The 23892-nt window shown below is 59.0% G+C and carries 18 protein-coding genes; all 18 read left to right on the top strand.

All coding sequences use genetic code 11. From position 1 onward, the window contains the following. Positions 1-424 precede the first annotated feature (424 nt). The 18 genes from mnmG to M5G17_RS21335 all read left to right on the top strand — a co-directional run bounded on the left by mnmG (position 425) and on the right by M5G17_RS21335 (position 23763). Positions 425-2317, top strand: a complete 1893-nt coding sequence (gene mnmG, locus M5G17_RS21425) for a tRNA uridine-5-carboxymethylaminomethyl(34) synthesis enzyme MnmG (protein WP_273894881.1) — start codon at positions 425-427, stop codon at positions 2315-2317. Beyond that, on the top strand, positions 2314-2958 hold the full coding sequence (rsmG, locus tag M5G17_RS21420) for a 16S rRNA (guanine(527)-N(7))-methyltransferase RsmG (protein WP_273894880.1): 645 nt from the start codon (positions 2314-2316) through the stop codon (positions 2956-2958). Before mnmG ends, rsmG begins: the two co-directional genes overlap by 4 nt. A gap of 18 nt (positions 2959-2976) precedes the next feature. Continuing rightward, entirely contained in the window at positions 2977-3768 is a 792-nt protein-coding gene (locus M5G17_RS21415; RefSeq protein WP_010222720.1) for a ParA family protein, read from the top strand. 9 nt (positions 3769-3777) lie between these two features. Continuing rightward, a complete protein-coding gene (locus tag M5G17_RS21410) occupies positions 3778-4650 on the top strand; it encodes a ParB/RepB/Spo0J family partition protein (protein ID WP_273894879.1) in 873 nt (290 codons plus the stop codon). A 149-nt stretch (positions 4651-4799) separates the two neighbouring features. Beyond that, on the top strand, positions 4800-5207 hold the full coding sequence (locus M5G17_RS21405) for a F0F1 ATP synthase subunit I (RefSeq protein WP_010222722.1): 408 nt from the start codon (positions 4800-4802) through the stop codon (positions 5205-5207). A gap of 16 nt (positions 5208-5223) precedes the next feature. Further along, positions 5224-6093 carry a F0F1 ATP synthase subunit A gene (atpB, locus tag M5G17_RS21400; RefSeq protein ID WP_273894878.1) on the top strand — a complete coding sequence of 290 codons (870 nt, stop codon included), beginning with the start codon at positions 5224-5226 and terminating at the stop codon, positions 6091-6093. 143 nt (positions 6094-6236) lie between these two features. Next, positions 6237-6494: a F0F1 ATP synthase subunit C gene (gene atpE, locus M5G17_RS21395; protein ID WP_002555987.1), complete on the top strand. Its 258-nt coding sequence runs from the start codon at positions 6237-6239 to the stop codon at positions 6492-6494. A 57-nt stretch (positions 6495-6551) separates the two neighbouring features. After that, the gene (locus M5G17_RS21390; RefSeq protein WP_273894877.1) at positions 6552-7022 is read left to right on the top strand and encodes a F0F1 ATP synthase subunit B; all 471 of its coding nucleotides are present in this window, start codon (positions 6552-6554) and stop codon (positions 7020-7022) included. 12 nt (positions 7023-7034) lie between these two features. Further along, complete coding sequence (locus tag M5G17_RS21385) at positions 7035-7571, top strand: F0F1 ATP synthase subunit delta (protein WP_273894876.1); 537 nt, start codon at positions 7035-7037, stop codon at positions 7569-7571. A gap of 21 nt (positions 7572-7592) precedes the next feature. Further along, positions 7593-9137, top strand: coding sequence for a F0F1 ATP synthase subunit alpha (gene atpA, locus M5G17_RS21380; RefSeq protein ID WP_273894875.1), 1545 nt, complete (start codon positions 7593-7595; stop codon positions 9135-9137). Positions 9138-9187: 50 nt separating this feature from the next. Beyond that, the gene (gene atpG, locus M5G17_RS21375; RefSeq protein ID WP_038997915.1) at positions 9188-10048 is read left to right on the top strand and encodes a F0F1 ATP synthase subunit gamma; all 861 of its coding nucleotides are present in this window, start codon (positions 9188-9190) and stop codon (positions 10046-10048) included. A 27-nt stretch (positions 10049-10075) separates the two neighbouring features. Continuing rightward, positions 10076-11452: a F0F1 ATP synthase subunit beta gene (gene atpD / locus M5G17_RS21370; protein ID WP_130262132.1), complete on the top strand. Its 1377-nt coding sequence runs from the start codon at positions 10076-10078 to the stop codon at positions 11450-11452. A 44-nt stretch (positions 11453-11496) separates the two neighbouring features. Beyond that, on the top strand, positions 11497-11916 hold the full coding sequence (locus tag M5G17_RS21365) for a F0F1 ATP synthase subunit epsilon (RefSeq protein WP_028942548.1): 420 nt from the start codon (positions 11497-11499) through the stop codon (positions 11914-11916). Between the two features lie 123 nt (positions 11917-12039). Beyond that, a complete protein-coding gene (glmU, locus tag M5G17_RS21360) occupies positions 12040-13407 on the top strand; it encodes a bifunctional UDP-N-acetylglucosamine diphosphorylase/glucosamine-1-phosphate N-acetyltransferase GlmU (RefSeq protein ID WP_273894874.1) in 1368 nt (455 codons plus the stop codon). Between the two features lie 187 nt (positions 13408-13594). After that, positions 13595-14374 (top strand): DeoR/GlpR family DNA-binding transcription regulator, encoded by a 780-nt coding sequence (locus M5G17_RS21355; protein WP_273894873.1) that lies wholly within the window; start codon positions 13595-13597, stop codon positions 14372-14374. Then, complete coding sequence (gene glmS, locus M5G17_RS21350) at positions 14374-16209, top strand: glutamine--fructose-6-phosphate transaminase (isomerizing) (protein WP_273894872.1); 1836 nt, start codon at positions 14374-14376, stop codon at positions 16207-16209. The genes M5G17_RS21355 and glmS overlap by 1 nt, the downstream gene beginning before the upstream one ends. Before the next feature lie 769 nt (positions 16210-16978). Further along, positions 16979-18703 (top strand): ShlB/FhaC/HecB family hemolysin secretion/activation protein, encoded by a 1725-nt coding sequence (locus M5G17_RS21340; RefSeq protein WP_420793386.1) that lies wholly within the window; start codon positions 16979-16981, stop codon positions 18701-18703. A gap of 101 nt (positions 18704-18804) precedes the next feature. Beyond that, a complete protein-coding gene (locus M5G17_RS21335) occupies positions 18805-23763 on the top strand; it encodes a hemagglutinin repeat-containing protein (protein ID WP_273894869.1) in 4959 nt (1652 codons plus the stop codon). Positions 23764-23892 lie beyond the last annotated feature (129 nt).

The raw sequence follows: 23892 nt of genomic DNA, 5'->3' as shown, positions 1-23892 counted from the left end.
TGCTGCGTTGATTTCTGCGCGTCTATCCACATTTCGCTGAAATAAGCCCTGTGGAAAACCCACCTTCAGCTCCGTTGATAACTGGCCTTCAAGGCTGGAGATAACTTCGCCTGTGGGTAACTGGCCATTTAATCCACAGGCTTAAAGCGCTTATCCAGAATGCTCATCCCTGGTAGACCACAGGGTTTTGAATCTCTGTACACAATGTAAATAAAGGCCTGTAGAACCTTATCCACAGAAAGGTGCCTGACTAAGAATAAACATAAAAACAAAGCTTTAATAAATTTCTCTCTTTTAATTTCTATTACCCGCCACTCATCCACAGCCTGGTTAAATTTTGTGCAAAAGGTTCCTTTAGAGGGAGGTAAGTCCCTATACTTGTGCGTTATCCCTATCTATTCCCGAAACAGGCACGAGGTGCGTGGTGGATTTCCCTTCCCGTTTTGAAGTGATCGTCATCGGCGGCGGCCATGCCGGTACCGAGGCTGCGCTTGCGTCTGCACGCATGGGTGTGAAAACCCTGCTGCTGACCCACAACGTGGAAACCCTCGGTCATATGAGTTGCAACCCGGCCATCGGTGGCATCGGCAAGAGCCACCTGGTCAAGGAAATCGATGCGCTCGGCGGTGCCATGGCACTGGCCACTGACAAGAGCGGTATCCAATTCCGTGTTTTGAACAACCGCAAAGGCCCGGCAGTGCGCGCTACACGTGCCCAGGCCGACCGCGCCATCTACAAGTCGGTGGTGCGCGAGATTCTTGAGAACCAGCCCAACCTGTGGATATTCCAGCAGTCGTGCGACGACCTGATCGTCGAGCAGGACCAGGTACGCGGTGTGGTGACCCAAATGGGTCTGCGTTTTCTCGCCGACTCCGTGGTATTGACCACAGGAACCTTCCTCGGCGGACTTATCCACATCGGTTTGCAGAATTACTCCGGTGGCCGAGCTGGCGATCCGCCGTCGATTGCCCTGGCACGTCGCCTGCGTGAACTGCCATTGCGCGTCGGCCGCCTGAAAACCGGTACACCGCCACGTATCGATGGTCGCTCGGTGGATTTCTCGGTCATGACCGAGCAACCCGGTGACACACCGATCCCGGTGATGTCGTTCATGGGCTCCAAGGAGCAGCATCCGCGTCAGGTCAGTTGCTGGATTACCCACACCAACGCCCGTACCCACGAGATCATCGCGTCGAACCTCGACCGTTCACCGATGTACTCTGGAGTCATCGAAGGCATTGGCCCACGCTACTGCCCGTCGATCGAAGACAAGATCCATCGCTTTGCCGACAAGCAAAGCCACCAGGTGTTCATCGAGCCAGAAGGCCTGAACACCCACGAGCTGTACCCGAACGGGATATCCACATCCTTGCCGTTCGATGTGCAGTTGCAGATCGTGCGTTCGATCCGCGGCATGGAAAACGCCCACATCGTGCGTCCTGGCTACGCCATCGAGTACGACTATTTCGATCCGCGGGACCTCAAGTACAGCCTGGAAACCAAGGTCATTGGCGGGTTGTTCTTCGCAGGTCAGATCAACGGCACCACGGGCTACGAAGAAGCCGGTGCGCAAGGCCTGCTTGCCGGTACCAACGCGGCACTGCGTGCGCAGGGCCGTGAAAGCTGGTGCCCGCGTCGCGACGAGGCGTACATCGGCGTGCTGGTTGACGACCTGATTACCCTGGGGACCCAGGAGCCGTACCGCATGTTCACCTCGCGGGCCGAGTACCGCCTGATCCTGCGTGAGGACAACGCCGACCTGCGCCTGACCGAAAAAGGTCGCGAGCTGGGCCTGGTTGACGACGAGCGCTGGGCCGCGTTCAGCGCCAAGCGCGAAAGCATTACCGTGGAAGAGCAGCGTCTGAAATCCACTTGGGTCCGCCCGGACACTGCGCAAGGCCAAGCCATTGCCGAGAAATTCGGCACGCCGCTGAGCCACGAGTACAACCTACTCAACCTGCTGACCCGCCCGGAAATCGATTACGCCGGGCTGATGGAAGTCACTGGCGGCTCGGATATCGACCCGCAAGTGGCCGAACAGGTTGAGATCAAAACCAAATACGCCGGTTACATCGACCGGCAACAGGAAGAAATCGCCCGGCTGCGCGCCAGCGAAGATACCCGCCTGCCCGACGATATCGATTACAGCGGTATTTCCGGGTTATCCAAGGAAATCCAGGGCAAGCTCGGCCAGACCCGGCCCGAGACCCTGGGTCAGGCTTCGCGTATCCCCGGCGTGACCCCGGCGGCGATTTCCCTGTTGCTGATTCATCTGAAAAAACGCGGCGCAGGCCGCGAGTTGGAGCAAAGCGCTTGAGTTCTCAGGTCACCCCTCAACACGCCGAAGAGTTGTCCACAGGCGCCCGCCAGCTCGGTGTCGAGCTGAGCGAGGCCCAGCAGGCACAACTGCTGGCCTACCTGGCCTTGCTGATCAAGTGGAACAAGGCCTACAACCTGACCGCTGTGCGCAATCCGGACGAGATGGTTTCCCGCCACCTGCTCGACAGTCTCAGCGTCATGCCGTTTATCCACAGCGAGCGCTGGCTGGATGTTGGCAGCGGCGGTGGCATGCCCGGGATTCCTTTGGCTATCCTGCATCCGGAGAAGCACGTCACGGTGCTCGACAGCAACGGCAAGAAAACCCGCTTCCTGACCCAGGTAAAGCTGGAGCTCAAGCTGGATAACCTCACAGTTATCCACAAGCGGGTCGAGGAGTTCCAACCGGAGCTGCCTTTCACCGGAATTGTTTCCCGTGCTTTCAGCAGCATGGAGAACTTCACCAACTGGACGCGCCACCTCGGTGACGCCCAGACGCAGTGGCTGGCAATGAAAGGGCTGCATCCTGCCGATGAGCTGGTAGCATTGCCGGCAGATTTCAGAGTGGATAGCGAGCAGGCCTTGACCGTTCCGGGTTGCCAAGGCCAACGCCATCTGCTGATACTGCGCCGCACGGCATGACTGGGAACACAAGCAAGAATGGCTAAGGTATTCGCAATCGCGAACCAGAAAGGTGGTGTGGGTAAAACCACCACCTGTATCAATCTCGCAGCATCGCTGGTGGCAACCAAGCGCCGCGTGCTGCTGATCGATCTCGATCCACAGGGCAACGCCACCATGGGTAGCGGTGTGGATAAACACGTCCTGGAACATTCGGTCTATGACCTGTTGATCGGTGAATGCGATCTGGCCCAGGCCATGCACTTCTCCGAGCACGGCGGCTACCAGCTGCTGCCAGCCAACCGCGACCTGACCGCTGCCGAAGTGGTGCTGCTGGAAATGCAGATGAAGGAGAGCCGCCTGCGTACCGCACTGGCGCCGATCCGCGAGAACTACGACTACATCCTGATCGACTGCCCGCCGTCGCTGTCGATGCTGACCCTCAACGCCCTGGTTGCCGCCGATGGCGTGATCATTCCAATGCAATGTGAATACTTTGCCCTGGAAGGCTTGAGTGACCTTGTGGATAACATCAAGCGGATCGGCGAGCGGTTGAACCCGCAGCTCAAGGTCGAAGGCCTGCTGCGGACCATGTACGACCCGCGCCTGAGCCTGATCAACGATGTTTCCGCGCAGCTCAAGGAACACTTCGGCGACCAGCTGTACGACACCGTGATTCCGCGCAACATCCGCCTGGCCGAGGCCCCGAGCTTCGGTATGCCGGCCCTGGCGTACGACAAGCAATCACGTGGCGCCCTGGCGTACCTGGCCCTGGCCGGGGAACTGGTGCGACGCCAACGTCGTCAAACCCGCACTGCACAAACAACTTAAGGAATCCGCATGGCCGTTAAGAAACGGGGTCTCGGACGTGGGTTGGATGCACTGCTCAGTGGTCCGACCGTCAGCGCGCTCGAAGAGCAGGCTGTCCAGGTCGACCAGAAGGAACTGCAACACCTGCCGCTCGATCTGATCCAGCGCGGCAAGTACCAGCCGCGCCGGGACATGGACTCGCAGGCACTGGAAGAACTCGCCCAATCGATCAAGAGCCAGGGCGTGATGCAGCCGATCGTGGTCCGCCCGATCGCTGATAACCGCTTTGAGATCATCGCCGGTGAGCGCCGCTGGCGTGCCAGCCAGCAGGCTGGTCTGGAGACCATCCCGGCAATGGTCCGCGATGTACCGGATGAAGCGGCCATCGCCATGGCCCTGATCGAGAACATCCAGCGCGAAGACCTCAATCCGGTGGAAGAGGCCATTGCCCTGCAGCGCTTGCAGCAGGAATTCCAGCTGACCCAGCAACAGGTCGCCGATGCTGTGGGCAAGTCGCGGGTAACCGTGGCCAACCTGCTGCGCCTGATCTCGTTGCCGGACGTGATCAAGACCATGTTGTCCCACGGCGATCTGGAGATGGGGCACGCCCGGGCATTGCTCGGTTTGCCGGATGATCAGCAGGTTGACGGGGCGCGTCACGTTGTCGCACGCGGCCTGACTGTGCGCCAGACTGAAGCACTGGTACGCCAGTGGCTCAATGGCAAGCCCGAGCCGGTAGAACCTGCCAAGCCGGACCCAGACATCACCCGCCTTGAACAGCGTCTGGCAGAGCGTCTGGGCTCGGCTGTACAGATCCGTCACGGTAACAAGGGCAAGGGCCAGTTAGTTATTCGTTACAACTCACTAGATGAGTTGCAAGGTGTCCTTGCTCACATCCGCTGAAACAATTCCTTTTGTAGCGCGTAGTCGGAAATCACTACCCGGCAGTTGAATAGGGGTTAAACCGCCCCTATACTCTGCGCGCATTTTGTCGGCACAAATTATGCCAAGTCATAGCTGACTGGTTGGTCGACTTTTGAGGAGCAGTTGTGATGGAAACCCGCACGCCAAACCGCTTGCCTTTCCATCGCTGGGCGGTTTTTCCGGTACTGTTGGCTCAGTGTGTCGTGTTTCTGTTGGCAACTTTGGCGTTGTGGCAGTGGCACGGGGCGGTCAGTGGATATTCGGCACTCTGCGGAGGGCTGATTGCCTGGCTGCCGAATGTGTATTTCGCCTGGAAGGCTTTTCGTTACACCGGAGCCAGGGCAGCGCAGGCTATCGTCAAGTCGTTCTACGCTGGCGAGGCAGGCAAATTGATTTTGACGGCAGTGCTTTTTGCGCTGACGTTTGCAGGAGTGAAGCCATTGGCGCCGTTAGCAGTCTTCGGTGTCTTTCTGCTGACCCAGTTGGTCAGCTGGTTCGCGCCCCTGCTGATGAATATAAGACTTTCGAGACCTTAGGGCGTTTGAGGCAACCATGGCAGCAGAAACCGCTTCGGGCTATATCCAGCACCACTTGCAGAACCTGACCTTCGGTCAACTACCAGACGGCGGTTGGGGCTTTGCCCATTCCGCAGCAGAAGCCAAGGCAATGGGCTTCTGGGCTTTCCACCTGGACACCCTGGGTTGGTCGGTCGCGCTGGGTCTGCTTTTCGTACTCCTGTTCCGCATGGCAGCCAAGAAGGCGACTTCCGGCCAGCCTGGCGGCCTGCAGAACTTCGTAGAAGTGCTGGTTGAGTTCGTCGACGGCAGCGTCAAGGACAGCTTCCACGGCCGCAGCCCGGTGATCGCCCCACTGGCGCTGACCATTTTCGTCTGGGTCTTCCTGATGAACGCCGTTGACCTTATTCCGGTCGACTGGATTCCACAGCTGGCCATCCTGATCTCCGGTGATCCGCACATTCCGTTCCGTGCCGTGTCGACCACCGACCCGAACGCGACCCTGGCCATGGCCTTCAGCGTGTTCGCCCTGATTATTTTCTACAGCATCAAGGTCAAGGGCATTGGCGGCTTCCTCGGCGAACTGACCCTGCACCCGTTCGGTAGCAAGAATATTTTCCTGCAGATCCTGCTGATCCCGGTCAACTTCCTGCTCGAATTCGTGACCCTGATTGCCAAGCCAATCTCGCTGGCCCTGCGTCTGTTCGGCAACATGTACGCCGGCGAGCTGGTATTCATCCTGATTGCCGTGATGTTCGGCAGCGGCCTGCTCTGGCTCAGTGGCCTGGGCGTGGTGCTGCAGTGGGCGTGGGCTGTGTTCCACATCCTGATCATCACCCTGCAAGCGTTCATCTTCATGATGCTTACCATCGTCTACCTGTCGATGGCTCACGAAGATAACCATTAAGACCGCCTGGCGTGTCTGATGACCCTCTCGCCAGTACCGGGGAGGGTCGAAAAAGTCCGCAAGGGCCGCTGTACCAAACGATTTTGTTTTACCGCTTCAAACTAAAAAACCTAACCAATACGACGTAAAAGTCGGGAGGAAAGATGGAAACTGTAGTTGGTCTTACCGCTATCGCTGTTGCTCTGCTGATCGGCCTGGGTGCTCTGGGTACCGCCATTGGTTTCGGCCTGCTGGGCGGCAAGTTCCTGGAAGGCGCTGCTCGCCAGCCAGAGATGGTGCCAATGCTGCAAGTTAAAATGTTCATCGTTGCCGGTCTGCTCGACGCCGTAACCATGATCGGTGTTGGTATCGCTCTGTTCTTCACCTTCGCTAATCCTTTCGTTGGTCAACTCGCTGGCTAATCACTCGGATTTTCGAGTGGTTTGGTGTGTTGGACAAAGAACGAGCGAGGTGTTGGCGTGAACATTAATGCAACCCTGATTGGCCAGTCCGTTGCGTTCTTCATCTTTGTGCTGTTCTGCATGAAGTTCGTGTGGCCTCCGGTCATCGCGGCTTTGCAAGAACGTCAGAAGAAGATCGCGGATGGACTGGACGCTGCCAACCGAGCAGCTCGCGACCTGGAGTTGGCCCAAGACAAAGCGGGTCAGCAACTGCGCGAAGCGAAAGCTCAGGCAGCCGAAATCATTGAGCAAGCCAAGAAGCGCGGTGCTCAGATCGTCGAGGAAGCCCGTGATCAGGCCCGCGTCGAAGCTGACCGTGTGAAGGCTCAGGCTCAAGCCGAGATCGAACAGGATATTAACGGTGTCAAAGACGCCCTGCGTGCCCAAGTGGGTCTGCTGGCTGTCGGCGGTGCTGAAAAAATCCTTGGCGCCACAATCGATCAAAACGCGCATGCGGAGCTGGTTAATAAACTGGCCGCTGAAATTTAAGCGAGGGCGATCATGGCAGAATTGACCACGTTGGCCCGACCTTACGCTAAGGCGGCCTTTGAGCACGCCCAGGCCCATCAGCAACTGGCCAATTGGTCAGCCATGCTCGGCCTGGCTGCTGCAGTGTCGGAAGACGACACAGTGCAGCGCCTGCTCAAGGCCCCGCGACTGACGAGCGCAGAAAAGGCCGCCGCGTTTATTGACGTGTGCGGTGACAAGTTTGATGCACAGGCACAGAATTTCATTCATGTTGCCGCGGAAAATGGCCGTCTCCTGCTTTTGCCGGAGATTTCGGCGTTGTTCGACCTGTACAAGGCTGAACAAGAGAAATCCGTGGACGTGGAAGTCACCAGTGCTTTTGCGTTGAACCAAGAACAGCAAGACAAACTCGCCAAGGTTCTCAGTGCACGGCTCAACCGGGAAGTGCGCCTGCATGCGATGGAGGATGCCACCCTTATCGGTGGTGTCGTGATCCGCGCCGGCGACCTGGTAATCGATGGCTCGGTTCGCGGCAAAATCGCGAAACTGGCCGAAGCATTGAAATCTTGAGTTTGAAGGGGCAGCAGAGCAATGCAGCAACTCAATCCTTCCGAAATTAGTGAAATCATCAAGGGTCGCATCGAGAAACTCGACGTGACCTCCCAAGCCCGCAACGAGGGTACTGTCGTCAGCGTTTCTGACGGTATCGTGCGGATTCACGGTCTGGCCGACGTTATGTACGGCGAAATGATCGAGTTTCCAGGTGGCGTGTTCGGTATGGCCCTCAACCTGGAGCAAGACTCCGTTGGTGCGGTAGTACTGGGCGCCTACGACACCCTCGCTGAAGGCATGAGCGCCAAGTGCACCGGCCGCATCCTCGAAGTTCCTGTTGGTAAGGAACTGCTGGGTCGCGTTGTCGACGCACTGGGCAACCCAATCGACGGCAAAGGCCCACTGGGCAACACCGAGACCGACGCGGTCGAGAAAGTTGCTCCGGGCGTGATCTGGCGTAAGTCGGTAGACCAGCCTGTACAGACTGGCTACAAATCTGTCGACGCCATGATCCCGGTCGGCCGTGGTCAGCGCGAGCTGATCATCGGTGACCGTCAGATCGGTAAGACCGCCATGGCCATCGACGCCATCATCAACCAGAAAGACTCCGGTATTTTCTGTGTTTATGTTGCTGTCGGCCAGAAGCGTTCCACCGTTGCCAACATCGTTCGCAAGCTGGAAGAAAACGGCGCCCTGGCCAACACCATCGTGGTGGTTGCCAGTGCTTCGGAATCCGCCGCACTGCAATTCCTGGCGCCATATGCCGGTTGCACCATGGGCGAGTTCTTCCGTGACCGCGGTGAAGACGCGCTGATCGTATACGATGACCTGTCCAAGCAGGCCGTTGCCTACCGTCAGATCTCCCTGCTGCTGCGCCGTCCACCAGGACGTGAAGCGTACCCAGGCGACGTGTTCTATCTCCACTCCCGTCTGCTGGAGCGTGCATCGCGCGTTTCCGAAGAGTACGTCGAGAAGTTCACCAACGGTGCTGTAACTGGCAAGACCGGTTCGCTGACCGCACTGCCGATCATCGAAACTCAGGCTGGCGACGTTTCCGCGTTCGTTCCGACCAACGTGATTTCCATCACCGACGGTCAGATCTTCCTGGAATCGGCCATGTTCAACTCGGGCATCCGCCCTGCAGTTAACGCCGGTGTTTCGGTATCGCGTGTGGGTGGTGCCGCTCAGACCAAGATCATCAAGAAGCTTTCCGGTGGTATCCGTACTGCTCTGGCTCAGTACCGTGAACTGGCGGCATTCGCCCAGTTCGCTTCTGACCTGGACGAAGCCACCCGCAAGCAACTCGAGCACGGTCAACGTGTTACCGAGCTGATGAAGCAGAAGCAATACGCTCCAATGTCCATCGCGGACATGGCGCTGTCGCTGTATGCCGCTGAGCGTGGGTTCCTGACCGACGTTGAAATCCCCAAGATCGGCAGCTTCGAACAAGCGCTGATTGCTTACTTCAACCGTGATCACGCCGAACTGATGGCGAAGATCAACGTGAAGGGTGACTTCAACGACGAAATCGACGCTGGCATCAAAGCCGGTATCGAGAAGTTCAAGGCCACCCAAACCTGGTAAGCCGCAGCGGGGGCTTTGCGGCCCCCGCTTGCTAACCTGATAGGTGTTACATGGCAGGCGCAAAAGAGATTCGCAGTAAGATTGCGAGCATCAAAAGCACGCAAAAAATTACCAGCGCCATGGAAAAAGTGGCGGTCAGTAAAATGCGCAAGGCACAAATGCGCATGGCTGCTAGCCGTCCTTATGCGGAGCGTATCCGCCAGGTTATCGGTCATCTGGCCAACGCCAACCCGGAATACCGCCACCCCTTCATGATCGAACGCGAAGTAAAGCGCGTCGGTTATGTTGTCGTGAGCAGTGACCGTGGTCTGTGCGGTGGCTTGAACACCAACCTGTTCAAGGCCCTGGTCAAGGACATGGCGGTCAACCGCGAGCAAGGTATCGAGATCGATCTTTGCGTGGTTGGCAGCAAGGGTGCGGCGTTTTTCCGCAGCTTCGGCGGTAACGTCGTTGCCGCGATCAGCCACCTGGGCGAAGAGCCGTCGATCAATGATCTGATCGGCAGCGTCAAGGTCATGCTGGACGCTTACCTGGATGGTCGTATCGACCGTCTGTCCGTGGTATCGAACAAGTTCGTCAATACCATGACGCAAGCCCCAACGGTCGAGCAGTTGATTCCGTTGGTTGCAACCCCGGATCAAGAACTCAAGCACCACTGGGACTACCTCTACGAACCTGACGCCAAAGAGCTGCTGGACGGCTTGATGGTGCGTTACGTGGAGTCGCAGGTCTACCAGGCGGTGGTCGAGAACAACGCAGCTGAACAAGCTGCCCGGATGATCGCGATGAAGAACGCCACCGACAACGCCGGTGATTTGATCAGCGAATTGCAGCTGATCTACAACAAGGCGCGTCAGGCTGCGATCACCCAAGAGATCTCGGAAATCGTCGGCGGCGCTGCCGCGGTTTAACGGTTCAAATATTCAGAGGATCCAGCTATGAGTAGCGGACGTATCGTTCAAATCATCGGCGCCGTCATCGACGTGGAATTCCCACGTGACAGCGTTCCGAGTGTTTACAACGCGCTGAAAGTACAAGGCGCGGAAACCACCCTGGAAGTTCAGCAGCAGCTGGGCGACGGCGTGGTTCGTACCATTGCGATGGGCTCGACCGAAGGCTTGAAGCGCGGTCTGGACGTTGCAGATACCGGCGCAGCCATCTCCGTTCCAGTCGGTAAAGCGACCCTGGGCCGGATCATGGACGTACTGGGCAACCCGATCGACGAAGCTGGCCCGATCGGTGAAGAAGAGCGCTGGGGTATCCACCGCGACGCGCCTTCCTTCGCTGACCAGGCAGGCGGCAACGACCTGCTGGAAACCGGCATCAAGGTTATCGACCTGGTTTGCCCGTTCGCCAAGGGTGGTAAAGTTGGTCTGTTCGGTGGTGCCGGTGTAGGCAAAACCGTAAACATGATGGAACTGATCCGTAACATCGCCATCGAGCACAGCGGTTATTCCGTGTTCGCCGGTGTGGGTGAGCGTACTCGTGAGGGTAACGACTTCTACCACGAGATGAAGGATTCCAACGTACTGGACAAGGTTGCTCTGGTATACGGTCAAATGAACGAGCCACCAGGAAACCGTCTGCGCGTAGCGCTGACCGGCCTGACCATGGCTGAGAAGTTCCGTGACGAAGGTAACGACGTTCTGCTGTTCGTCGACAACATCTATCGTTATACCCTGGCCGGTACCGAAGTATCCGCACTGCTGGGCCGTATGCCTTCGGCAGTAGGTTACCAGCCGACCCTGGCTGAAGAGATGGGCGTTCTGCAAGAGCGTATCACTTCGACCAAGGAAGGTTCGATCACCTCGATCCAGGCCGTATACGTACCTGCGGACGACCTGACCGACCCGTCGCCAGCGACCACCTTCGCCCACTTGGACGCCACCGTCGTACTGTCCCGTGACATCGCTTCCCTGGGTATCTACCCAGCGGTCGATCCACTGGACTCGACTTCGCGCCAGCTGGATCCGAACGTGATCGGCAACGAGCACTACGACACCGCGCGTGGCGTTCAGTACGTACTGCAGCGCTACAAAGAGCTGAAGGACATCATTGCTATTCTGGGTATGGACGAACTGTCCGAAACCGACAAGCAGCTGGTATCCCGCGCTCGTAAGATTCAGCGCTTCTTGTCCCAGCCGTTCTTCGTGGCCGAAGTCTTCACCGGTTCTCCAGGCAAATACGTTTCCCTGAAAGACACCATTGCAGGCTTCAGCGGCATCCTCAAAGGTGACTACGACCACCTGCCAGAACAAGCGTTCTACATGGTCGGCAGCATCGAAGAAGCCGTCGAGAAAGCCAAGAAACTGTAATCCCGGCGCCCCGCAAGGGGCGCTAATCAGGTTGAGGCAAGCAGATGGCTATGACAGTCCATTGCGATATCGTCAGCGCGGAAGGAGAAATCTTCTCCGGTCTGGTCGAGATGGTGGTTGCGCACGGTAACCTGGGTGATCTTGGTATCGCTCCAGGCCACGCGCCGCTGATCACTAATCTGAAGCCAGGTCCGATCACGCTGACCAAGCAGGGTGGCGCCCAAGAGGTGTTCTACATCTCTGGTGGTTTCCTCGAGGTCCAGCCGAACATGGTCAAGGTGCTTGCCGATACCGTGCAACGTGCTGCTGACCTGGACGAAGCTCAGGCTCAGGATGCCCTCAAGGCTGCTGAGAACGCCCTGAACGAAAAAGGCGCGGAGTTCGATTACGGCGCCGCTGCCGCACGTCTGGCCGAGGCCGCAGCCCAGCTGCGTACCGTCCAGCAAATGCGCAAAGGCAAGTAATCTGGCACTCGCCGGTTGCTTCTGTTGCGATTGAGTTAAAGGGTAGCCTCGGCTACCCTTTTTCTTTTTCCGAATTTCTTCTTTTGGTCACAGCGCTGACCGTTCAGGATTGGTAGCCAGTCAATGTCTCTCGATATCGTTATTCTCGCCGCCGGCCAAGGTACCCGCATGCGCTCGGCGCTGCCCAAGGTACTGCATCCGGTCGCCGGCGACTCCATGCTCGGTCATGTTATCCACAGCGCCCGCCAGCTTCAGCCGCTGGGCATCCATGTGGTGATCGGGCACGGTGCGGAGTTGGTTCGTGAGCGACTGGCTGCCGATGACCTGAACTTCGTCCTGCAGGACAAGCAACTGGGTACCGGCCATGCCGTAGCCCAGGCCCTGCCGGCGCTGAGCGCCGAAACCGTGCTTATCCTCTACGGCGACGTCCCACTGATCGAAGTCGATACCCTCAAGCGTTTGCTCGCCAAGGTCACGCCACAGCAGCTCGGCCTGCTGACCGTGACTCTGGATGACCCGACCGGTTACGGCCGCATCGTTCGCGATGGCCAGGGCCAGGTGACGGCGATCGTCGAGCACAAGGATGCCAGCGACGCGCAGAAAGCCATCCAGGAAGGCAACACCGGCATTCTCGCTGTCCCGGGCGCACGCCTGGCAGACTGGTTGGGGCGCCTGTCGAACAACAATGCCCAGGGTGAGTACTACCTTACCGACGTCATCGCCATGGCTGTGGCCGATGGCCTGGTGGTCGCCACCGAACAGCCGCTGGACCCGATGGAAGTGCAGGGCGCCAACGATCGTCGCCAGCTGGCTGAGCTTGAGCGCCACTATCAACTGCGTGAAGGCCGTCGCCTGATGGCCCAGGGTGTGACCCTGCGAGACCCGGCGCGCTTCGACGTGCGTGGTGACGTAACCGTTGGTCGCGATGTGCTGATCGATATCAACGTGATTCTCGAAGGACGCGTGGTAATCGAAGACGACGTGGTCATCGGCCCGAACTGCGTGATCAAGAACAGCACCTTGCGCAAAGGCGTGGTGGTCAAGGCCAACAGCCACCTGGAAGGCGCGATCATGGGCGAAGGCAGCGATGCCGGCCCGTTTGCCCGCCTGCGTCCAGGCAGTGTGCTCGAGGCGCGCGCCCATGTGGGTAACTTTGTCGAGCTCAAGAACGCCCATCTGGGTGAAGGCGCCAAGGCCGGTCACCTGACCTACCTGGGCGATGCCGAGGTAGGTGCGCGTACCAACATCGGTGCCGGCACCATCACCTGCAATTACGACGGCGCCAACAAGTTCAAGACGGTGCTCGGCGCGGATGTGTTCATCGGCTCGAACAACTCTCTGGTCGCGCCTGTGGATATCCTTGATGGGGCTACCACTGCAGCGGGTTCGACCATCACCCAGAATGTTGAAGCGGCACAACTGGCGGTTGGTCGGGCGCGTCAGCGCAACATCGATGGCTGGAAGCGGCCAGAGAAGATCAAGAAGAGCTGAGTTACCCACAGCTGAACAGAAAGGCCGACTGGATTGTGTATAAGTCGGCCTTTTTTCGTTGTGTGGATAAACCGCTGTCATGGGGAACGTTATTCACAGAAGGATTTTTTCCGAGCACCCTTGACGCATCGGCCGCTATAGGTTTTGATTGGCGTCATTATCTTTCGAAACGAAACTTAAAGACGCCATGTCGAAACGTAACACTCCCCAACGACGTCATAACATCCTGGCTTTGCTCAATGAGCAGGGTGAGGTGAGCGTCGATGCCCTGGCCAAGCGTTTCGAAACGTCGGAAGTTACCATCCGCAAGGACCTGGCTGCCCTCGAAGCCAACGGGCTGTTGTTGCGCCGCTATGGTGGTGCAGTGACCCTGCCGCAGGAGCTGTTTACCGATCAGGGCCAGCCGGTTTCCCTGTACAAGCAGGCGATCGCCAAAGCCGCCGTGGGTCGCATCCGCGAACACGCACGGATCATCATTGACAGTGGCAGCACGACTGCCGCGATGATCCCGCAGCTTGGTCATCAACCAGGTCTGGTGGTGATGACCAACTCCTTGAACGTGGCCCGCGCCCTCAGCGAGTTGGAACACGAACCGGTGCTGTTGATGACAGGTGGCACCTGGGACCCGCATTCGGAGTCCTTCCAGGGCCAGGTGGCCGAGCAGGTACTACGCTCATACGACTTCGACCAACTGTTCATTGGCGCCGATGGCATCGACCTGGCGCGCGGCACCACCACGTTCAACGAACTGCTGGGCCTGAGCCGGGTGATGGCTGAAGTCGCCCGCGAAGTGATCGTCATGGTCGAGTCCGACAAGGTCGGGCGCAAGATCCCCAACCTTGAACTGCCTTGGGGCAGCGTCAACACCCTTATTACTGATGAACGCCTGCCCACTGAGGCACGCGAACAGATTGAAGCCCGCGGCATCAACGTGATTTGCGCCGCTATCACCCAGGAGCATAACTAATGTGTGGAATCGTTGGTGCCGTCGCCGAACGTAACATCACAACCATTCTGATCGAAGGCCTCAAGCGCCTCGAGTACCGCGGCTACGACAGCGCAGGTCTGGCCGTCTTTACCCAGCAGGGCAACCTCGAACGCCGCCGCCGCATCGGCAAGGTCAGCGAACTTGAAGCTGCCGTTGCCGCTGAACCGCTGGCCGGCAACCTGGGTATCGCCCACACCCGTTGGGCCACCCATGGCGCGCCAACCGAGCATAACGCTCACCCGCATTTCTCCGGCCATGAACTGGCGGTGGTGCACAACGGCATCATCGAGAACCACGAAGCGCTGCGCGAACAGCTCAAGGGCCTGGGTTACGTCTTCAGCTCCGAGACCGATACCGAGGTGATCGTTCACCTGCTGGCGCACACCCTCAAGTCCGTGCCTGACTTGGCTGATGCGCTCAAGGCCACGGTCAAGCAACTGCATGGTGCCTATGGCCTGGCCGTGATCAGCGCGAAGCAGCCTGACCGCTTGCTGGCCGCCCGCAGCGGCAGCCCGCTGGTGATCGGTCTGGGCCACGGCGAGAACTTCCTGGCCTCCGACCAGTTGGCCCTGCGCCAGGTCACCGACCGCTTCATGTACCTGGAAGAGGGCGATATCGCCGAAATCCGCCGCGACCAGGTGACCATCTGGGACGTCGTCGGCACTGCTGTCCAGCGTGAAACCGTGCAGTACCACGAAGGTGCCGAAGCCGCTGACAAGGGCGCCTACCGCCACTTCATGCTCAAGGAAATCCACGAGCAGCCAACCGTGGTGCAACGCACCCTGGAAGGTCGCCTGGGCAAAGACCACGTCATGGTTCAGGCCTTTGGCCCGCAAGCTGCCGGGCTGTTCGCCAAGGTACGCAACGTGCAGATCGTTGCCTGCGGTACCAGCTACCACGCCGGCATGGTTGCCCGTTACTGGCTGGAAAGCCTGGCCGGTATTCCTTGCCAGGTCGAAGTCGCCAGCGAGTTCCGCTACCGCAAGGTGGTGGTGCAGCCTGATACCCTGTTCGTCTCGATCTCCCAGTCCGGTGAAACCGCCGACACCCTGGCCGCACTGCGTAACGCCAAGGAACTGGGCTTCCTCGGTAGCCTGGCGATCTGCAACGTCGGCATCAGCTCGCTGGTGCGCGAGTCGGACCTGACCCTGCTGACCCAGGCTGGCCCGGAAATCGGCGTCGCCTCGACCAAGGCCTTCACCACCCAGCTGGTATCGCTGATGCTGCTGACCCTGTCCCTGGGTCAGGTGCGTGGCACCTTGGCCGTCGGTGTCGAGGCCGAGCTGGTCGAGGAACTGCGTCGCCTGCCAACCCGCCTGGGCGAAGCCCTGGCCATGGATGCCATCGTCGAGAAGACCGCCGAGTTGTTCGCCGACAAGCACCACACCCTGTTCCTGGGGCGCGGCGCGCAGTTCCCGGTCGCGATGGAAGGTGCTCTGAAGCTTAAAGAGATCTCCTACATCCACGCTGAAGCCTACCCAGCCGGTGAGCTCAAGCACGGCCCGCTGGCCCTGGTCGACAGCGACATGCCAGTGGTCACCGTGGCGCCGAACAACGAACTGCTGGAGAAGCTCAAGTCCAACCTGCAGGAAGTCCGTGCCCGTGGCGGCGAGCTGATCGTCTTCGCCGACGAGCAGGCTGGCATGAGCAATGGTGAAGGTACCCACGTGATCGCCGTGCCGCACATCATTGATGCTCTGGCACCGATCCTCTACACCATTCCGCTGCAGTTGCTGTCGTACTACGTTGCCGTGCTCAAGGGCACCGACGTCGACCAGCCGCGTAATCTGGCGAAATCGGTGACTGTCGAGTAACGATAGTTGCTGTCAGATCCTTTGGTTTTTGCGAATTAAATCTGTCGATCCGTAATTAAAACTGTCGCTGACGAAGGGGGCCGCCACTGGCTCCCTTCGTCAGCGCGATCTTCCTTCCTCCAGTTGCGCCGGCCGCAACTCTGCTTTGTAGTGGTCTAATGAAACCGGACACCCATTTAGGCGAGAATGCTCGCCATAGAGAGGTGTCTGATGACCAAGCAACGTCGTACCTTTACCCCAGAATTCAAGCGTGAAGCCGCTAGCCTGGCGCTCGACCAAGGCTACCGTCCGTGGGCTACATGAGTGCTTCACTGGCAAAGGCCACATCAATTCAATGGCGGGCTGCCGCCCGCTGTTGCAGAGGGAAAACTTAACGCAGTGTCCGGGATTAGTTGACCACTACATCGCTGTGTTACACTCCTTGGGGTTATTGCATTCGTAGTGGTTACAACACATCTAGGCTCTACGTAAGCATCAGATTTTCCCCTCAGGTTTTTGCTCTATCAAAACCAACCGGCTAACTAATTTTAACCTTCGCTTTAACGTCTATCCCTCGACGAGTCCAGTTCGTTTGCCACCCCTAAATGATATTGGTTGCTACGGCACTAAGTCAGAAGTTTGCATTTCGTAAATTTAAGCCCAGTTACTCGATACTATACCGGTGAGTCTCAATGCTCATAGAACGGCACTAACGCCATAATCACTAGTCGATCCCGCCTTTCGTAGATCATCTATACGCATTGAGTCCTGTTAACCATAAGGATGCCAAGTGCACCATTCATTACGCACTGAACACCCCTTTTTCTCCAGCGTCCGTACTTTATGCCTCGGGTCATTACTGGGCCTGTTGCATATCGCGCCAGCGCATGCCGACGGCTTCCTTTCCGGCCAAGAGACCCTACGTTTGCAACAACAGCAACAACGAGACGTGCAGCAGTTGCAACTGGAGCAGCGCCAGCGGCAGATGCAGCGCGGCAGCTTCAGCAGCACCCCGGCCACGCCCACCCTGCCGAAACAGACCGCCAGCGACAGCCGCTGCTGGCCCCTGAGCGGCACCCGCATCGGTGGCGTCAGTCTGTTCGCCAAGACCCGGATAAATGACTACATCAAGCCGTACGTGGCACCGTGCATGGGGGTCAATCAGATCAACCAGCTGCTGGCAGCCATCACCCGTCTCTATGTCGAGGCCGGCTACATCGCCAGCCGCCCCTACCTGGCCAGCACCCCGGCTGCCGGCCACAGCCTGGATATCCTGGTGGAAGAAGGCTACGTCGAAGCCGTCGAACTGGCCGACCAGAGTCTGCCAGTCTCCTTGGGCGGGGCTTTCCCGGGCATGCTCGGCAAGCCCCTGAACCTGCGAGACCTTGAGCAGGGCCTGGATCAACTGAACCGCCTGCGCTCCCTGGACCTGACCGCCGACATCGCCCCAGGCAGCCAGCCCGGTGCCTCGCGGATCATCCTGCGTTCGCGCAGCAGCGCCGGGCGCTGGGGCCTCGGGCTGGGAGTGGATAACCTCGGCAGCGCCGGCACCGGCCGCGACCGGCAGTCGATCAACCTCAATCTGGACAGCCCGTTGCACATCAACGACGCGCTGAACCTGAACTACAGCGATACCCTCAACCACGGCCCGCGCTACAGCCGCAGCAGCAGCCTGTTCTACTCGGTGCCCTACGGTTACTGGACCTACAGCCTGTTCGCCAGCCACGCCGAATACCGCGCCCCGCTCAAGCTGGCCCGCACCACTCTGTACAACAGCGGCCGCACCGACATGGTCAGCGGCCGCGCCGACCGGGTGCTGTGGCGCGACCAGAGCCACCAGCTCAGCGCCAGCCTGCAACTGGCTTACAAGGACGTCGACAGCTACCTGCAAAAAGCCCACCTGCAGATCCAGAGCCCGACCCTGACCGTGGCCGAGGCCGGGCTCAACCTGTTCTGGCTCAACAGCGCGGTATGGAACCTGGATGTCAATTACGCCCAGGGCCTGACCTGGTTCGGTGCCGACCGTGATTCGCAGCAGGTGCAGCGCAACCTGCCCCAGGCGCAATTTCGCAAGTACCGCGCAGGTCTGAGCCAGTGGCGCAATGGCCAGTGGGGCGCACAGCGCTGGCAGTGGCAGAGCCAGTTGTCCCTGCAATACAGCCCGGACCCGTTGCCGGCTATCGAGCAACTGTTGGGCACCGACGATTCGGCGGTCCGCGGCTACCGCGTAAACAGTGCCTCCGGCGCCATCGGCGGGGTCTGGCGCAACACCCTGCGCCTGCCCCTGAACAGCGACCTGCCGGTCAAGATCACCCCACGCCTGGGCCTGGACAACGGCTGGATCAAGGCCGAGCACGGCGCCCAGAGCCGCCATCTCGACGGTGCCAGCCTGGGCCTCAACCTGGCGTGGAAAAAACTCCAGGTCGACCTGGATTACCAACGCAGCCTCACCACCCCGCAGGGCTTTCGCACGGAGCCGGAAGTCTGGCTGGCCAGGTTCAGCTTGCAAATTTAAACCACCACTGATTAGCCTGAAACCAACGACGAACCTGAGCGCCATTAAGTTCTGCACCCGATAGAGCAATGCCAGGCTTAACCACTCAGAACGAGATTCACATGTCTGACAACACTTATAGATTCAACCTTTCACCCCAGGGCACATTACGCTGGACCATCGCCAGCCTGCTGCTAGCGTCCCATCTGCCTCTGGCCGTGGCCGACGGCATCACCGTGGTCGAAGGCCCCGGTGGCATCCCGATCCTGCAAAACCAGGGCGGCGTACCCATCGTCAACATTGTCGCGCCTAATACCGGTGGCCTGTCCCACAACCAGTTCCTCGACTACAACGTCGGGCAACAAGGCGTGGTCCTGAACAACGCCCTGCAGGCCGGGCAGTCGCAACTGGCCGGGCAACTGGCGGCCAACCAGCAACTCCACGGCCAGGCGGCCAGCGTGATTCTCAACGAAGTAATCAGCCGCAACGCCTCACAACTCAATGGCGCCCAGGAAATCTTCGGCCGCGCCGCCGATTTCGTGCTGGCCAACCCCAACGGCATCTCGGTCAATGGCGGCAGCTTCATCAACACCCCCAACGCCAGCCTGGTGGTCGGTCGCCCGGAACTCCAGGACGGCAAACTGCAGGGTCTCAACACTCAGGACACCCGGGGCCAGTTAGATATCCACGGAGGCGGTCTACGCAATGCCGAAGGCTCGATCAACCTGATCGCACCACGCATCGACAGCAAGGGCGAGCTCACGGCTCTCGACCAGTTGAATGTGACCGTCGGCCGTAACCAGCTGGACTACCCCACTGGCAAGGTCCTGAGTGTCGATCCGAGCAGCCTCACCCAGGAGCAACGCATTGACGCCAGTCTGTTCGGCGCCATGCAGGCTGGGCGGATCAATATCGTCAGCACCGCTGAAGGCGCCGGGGTGCGCGTCGGCGCCGTCCAGGTGGACGGCCGCGACGGAGTCAAGCTGAGCTCCGCCGGTGATCTGGACATCCGCGGCGAGGCCGTGGCCAACAGCCTCGACGCCACGCGCGCCGGAGTCCGCAGTCAGGGCGATATCGAACTCCACGGCGCCAAGGACCTGACCCTGGCCGCCACCGACGTCAGCGGCCGCAACGTCAAGCTTGATGCCGGGCGCAACCTGACCCTGAGCGCTATCGAAAGCCGCAAGCTCCAGGAAAAACGCGAGCAGTGGGACAACAGCACCATCGGCATCACCTGGGAAACCTACGACCGTACCGAGTCCGACAGCGACAGCCGCCAACACGGCACCAAAGTAGTAGCCCAAAACGACGCCGTACTGAACTCCGGCGCCGAGACTGAAATCCAGGGCAGCAATGTCAAAGCACATAACCGCCTGAGCGCCGACAGCAAGGGCGACTTGAGCCTGACCGCGGCCACCGAAACCCACACCCAGAGCGACCAAGGCAAGCATCGCAAGCACCTGTGGAAAGAAAACTGGGACAGCGCCAGCAGTGAGCAACGCACTGTCGCCAGCCAGCTCCAGGGCGACAAGCAGTTGGATCTGACCAGCAAGCAGAAACTGCAACTGCAGGGCGCTGAACTGCACAGCCAGGGTGACATCACACTTGCCGCCCAGGATGTGGACATCAACAGCGCCAGCCGCCAGCTGAGCCAGAACAACCAGAGCTACTCCGGCGACCTTGTGGGCGGTGGCTTTTTCGGCAAGAACGCCGACGGCGACCAGGGCAAAACCGAGAACCAGGGCAGCAAGGTCAATGCCGACGGCAAGCTGATCGTGCGCGCCGCCAGCGTGCGCATCAGCGGCAGCCAGGCACGGGGCGGTACCGAGGCCAGCGTCATCAGCGAACAGGGCTCACTGACCATCGATGGCTTGCAGGACACGTCTCACAGCAACAGCAACAGCAATGACAGTAAGTTCTTTGGCATCGCCAAAGACGAAAGCCATCAGCAGCACAAGGACAAGACTACCGTCAGCAGCCAACTGCGCTCGGACAGCAACCTCACACTGAAGAGTGCAGAGGACCTGAACGTTAGCGGCTCCCAGGTCACCGCGCAGGGCGATCTAAAGGTAAGCGCCAAGGGCACTGTCAAGGTCGTGGCTGGCGAAAACACCCAGCACAACAGCACCAGCACACAAGTCCGCGGCTTAGAGACCTACGCCAAGGAAAACGCAGCGGATACCGACCAGTACCGAGCCGGCGTTCACTACCAGGATAAGCAGCAAAACGAGAGCACCACCCGTACTCAGCAACAGGCCTCCAGCCTCACCGGCGGCACCCTGACGGTCAAGGCAGACGAGGATCTGCGTATTGAAAGCAGCGCCCTGAAGGCTACGGCTGGTGCAGCTAACCTGAGCGGGAAAAATGTCCAACTGCTGGCTTCGGACCACACACAAGAGAAGCACAGCGACACCACTACCACTGGCGGCGGTTTCTATTACACAGGCGGCATCGAGCGTGCTGGCAACGGTATCGAAGTTGCCCACAACAAGACTCAGGACAGCAGCAGTAAAAGCACTGCGCAAACCAGCAATATTGAGGCAAAGGGCAACCTGACCATCAACGCCGACAACCGCCTTAGCACTGAAGGTGCAAAAGTTAAGGCCCAAGGCACACTGCTGGTCAACGCCACCGAAATCGACAACAAAGCCGCCCGCAACAGCGAAACCAGCGACCACAAGGAGAACAACTGGAGAGTGGATGTCGGCGCCAACGTTGAATATAAAGGGCTCACCAAGCCTGTAGCGAAAGCCATTCAAGACATAGCCCAGGGCAATTTCGATGAACTCAGCTCATTCGATGATCTGGAGCAACCCAACGCTGGTCTCGATATCGACATCGGTCACCAGAACCGTCAACTCAACGAAAGTAGCAACACAGCAGTAGTCAGCCAACTCAGCGGCAGCCAGGTAGAAGTTAATGCAACTGGCCAGATGAGCGATCAAGGCACCCAGTACCAAGCAACAGATGGCGCTCTGAAGATAAGTGCACGTAGCCTGCAAGCCAGCGCGACCAGCAATACCCAGCACCGCAGCGAGCAGAGCGTGGACGCCACCGTCGGTGTGCGGGTTTATACCAACACCCTCAACGACGTGAGTATCCGCGGCAGCGGTGCTGGCGGCAGTAGTAACGTAACCAGCAGCACCGAAACAGCCCAAGTGGGCAGCTATGCCGGCAGCCAGGGGGTCAACATTGATCTCAAAGGCGACGGGCGCTTCGAAGGCAGTCAGTTCGACGGGAAACTGGGTGGCGTAAGCATCAAGACCGGCGGTGAACTGGCACTGGAGCAAGCCAACGACCGTAAGAGTAGCAGTGAGTCCAGCGTGACTGGGAACGCCTCATTGAGTTTTGGCCTCAAGCCGGGCGCCAACGAAAAGGACTTCAATCTGGGCGCCAGTCTGCAATTGGACCACAAGGCCAACAATCAACAGGACACTCAGGCGCGGATCGCTAGCATCCAGGGCCAAGGACCGGTCGAGCTCACCAGTATCAGTAATCTGACATTACAAGGTACCCAGATCGGCAATGCCGAACACCCCACCGGCGATATCAGTCTGAATGCCGGTGGCAAGCTTGACCTGCAGGCCGCTGTCGATACTCACAGTAGCAATGCCAGCAACCTGGGTGGTGGCTTCACGGCTGGTGGCGGTAAAACCAGCGGCGAAGAGAGCAGTAGCAAAAACGTCAACTTCAGCGCCAATTTCAACATTGGCCAGGGCGCAGAAAATGACCAGACCCAACACGGCTCAACGCTGTACAGCAACGGTCAAGTTCTGCTGAAGAGCAACGCGAAAGGCGACAATGCGATTCACCTTCAAGGCACGCAGATTGAGGCGCCTGAGGTAACGCTGACAGCCACTCAAGGAGGCATCTACCAAGAGTCAGCGCAGTCCACACAGTCACACTCCAACTGGGGCGTAGACCTGGGTGGCGGTATCAAACTCGGCAAAACCACCATGGCCGATGCACTCGCACATGACTCGCCGAAGGTCGACCTTGGAACCAACGCCTCTGCCAAAGTCGACGTCGACTTCACTCAAGGTGTCACTCAGCATAACAGCGTAATCAAGGCCAATCAGGTCACCCTTAATAGCGCCGACGACGTCTATCTGGCTGGTGCACGCATCGATGCACAACAGGTCAACGGAGCCATCATTGGCGATCTGAAGGTCCTGAGTCGTCAAGACCATCTGAACAGCACCCAGGTCAATTTCGACGCCAAACTGGAGGTGGAGAAAAATCAGCCTGGGCTGGTGAACAAGATAACCGGCGCGACAGGTCCTCTTGAGGACACCTTGCAAGCCAAGGCAGAGGAAGCTTTCCAGTCAAATCGCGAGAAGCTGGAAAACGCAGTCGACACGGGCGTCGACAAACTCGGCTCGGCCAAGGACAGCCTGGTCGCCAAGGCCAGCGACGCCAAGGAGCGCCTGGGGGAGAAACTCAGCCGCAGCGGCAGCTACGACGTCAACCCTGAACCACGTGGCGCTTTTGGCAGCGGCATGGACAAGACCAAGAACTACCTGGCCGACAAAGCCGACGCCGTGGGCAATAGCTTCTCCAGCCTGAAAGAGCGTTTCTGGCCGAAAACCAGCGACAGCTACTCGGTCAGCGAGAACACCACCACCGGCAGCAAGGTGGCCAACACCGCTGAAGAGGTGCTGTTCGGCGACAAGAGCGGCACCACCTCCTATACCCCCAGCTTGAACCTGAACGTCAGCCACGAGAGCAAGAACCGCGTGGAACAGGCCTCAGGGATCAACGCTCAGCAGGGAATCAATCTGCAGGTCGGCGGCGAAACCCAGCTCACCGGTGCCCGCATCGGTGCCAGCGAGGGTCGCGTCGAATTGGGCGGTTCCAAGGTAACGAGCACGGCTCTGGCCGGTTCGGACTATCGCGCGAATGTCGGGCTCAACCTGTCCACGTCGCAGCTCACCCAGATCACGGGCAGCATCAAGGAACTGACCCGCAACCAGGACGAAGCCACCCAAAAGGACCAGTTGTTCAACGTTGGCCCGCTGCGTTTAGGCGGCCACAGTGACAGCCAGTTGCTGCAAGCCGGAATCGACCAGAAAATACCATGAGGCACGGGCCGCCCTCCTGTTCGGGGGCGGCCTTAATTGACCTGTGCAATCCGTTTTGCCGACTTTGTGGCTGCGACAGTTTTAATTCTCAAAATCCAGAGCCGGTGAGGTCTATCCCACCGTCTCCTG

The organism is Pseudomonas rubra (genome assembly GCF_028656935.1).
Lineage (GTDB): Bacteria > Pseudomonadota > Gammaproteobacteria > Pseudomonadales > Pseudomonadaceae > Aquipseudomonas > Aquipseudomonas rubra.
This window is presented reverse-complemented; position numbering and strand designations above follow the sequence as displayed.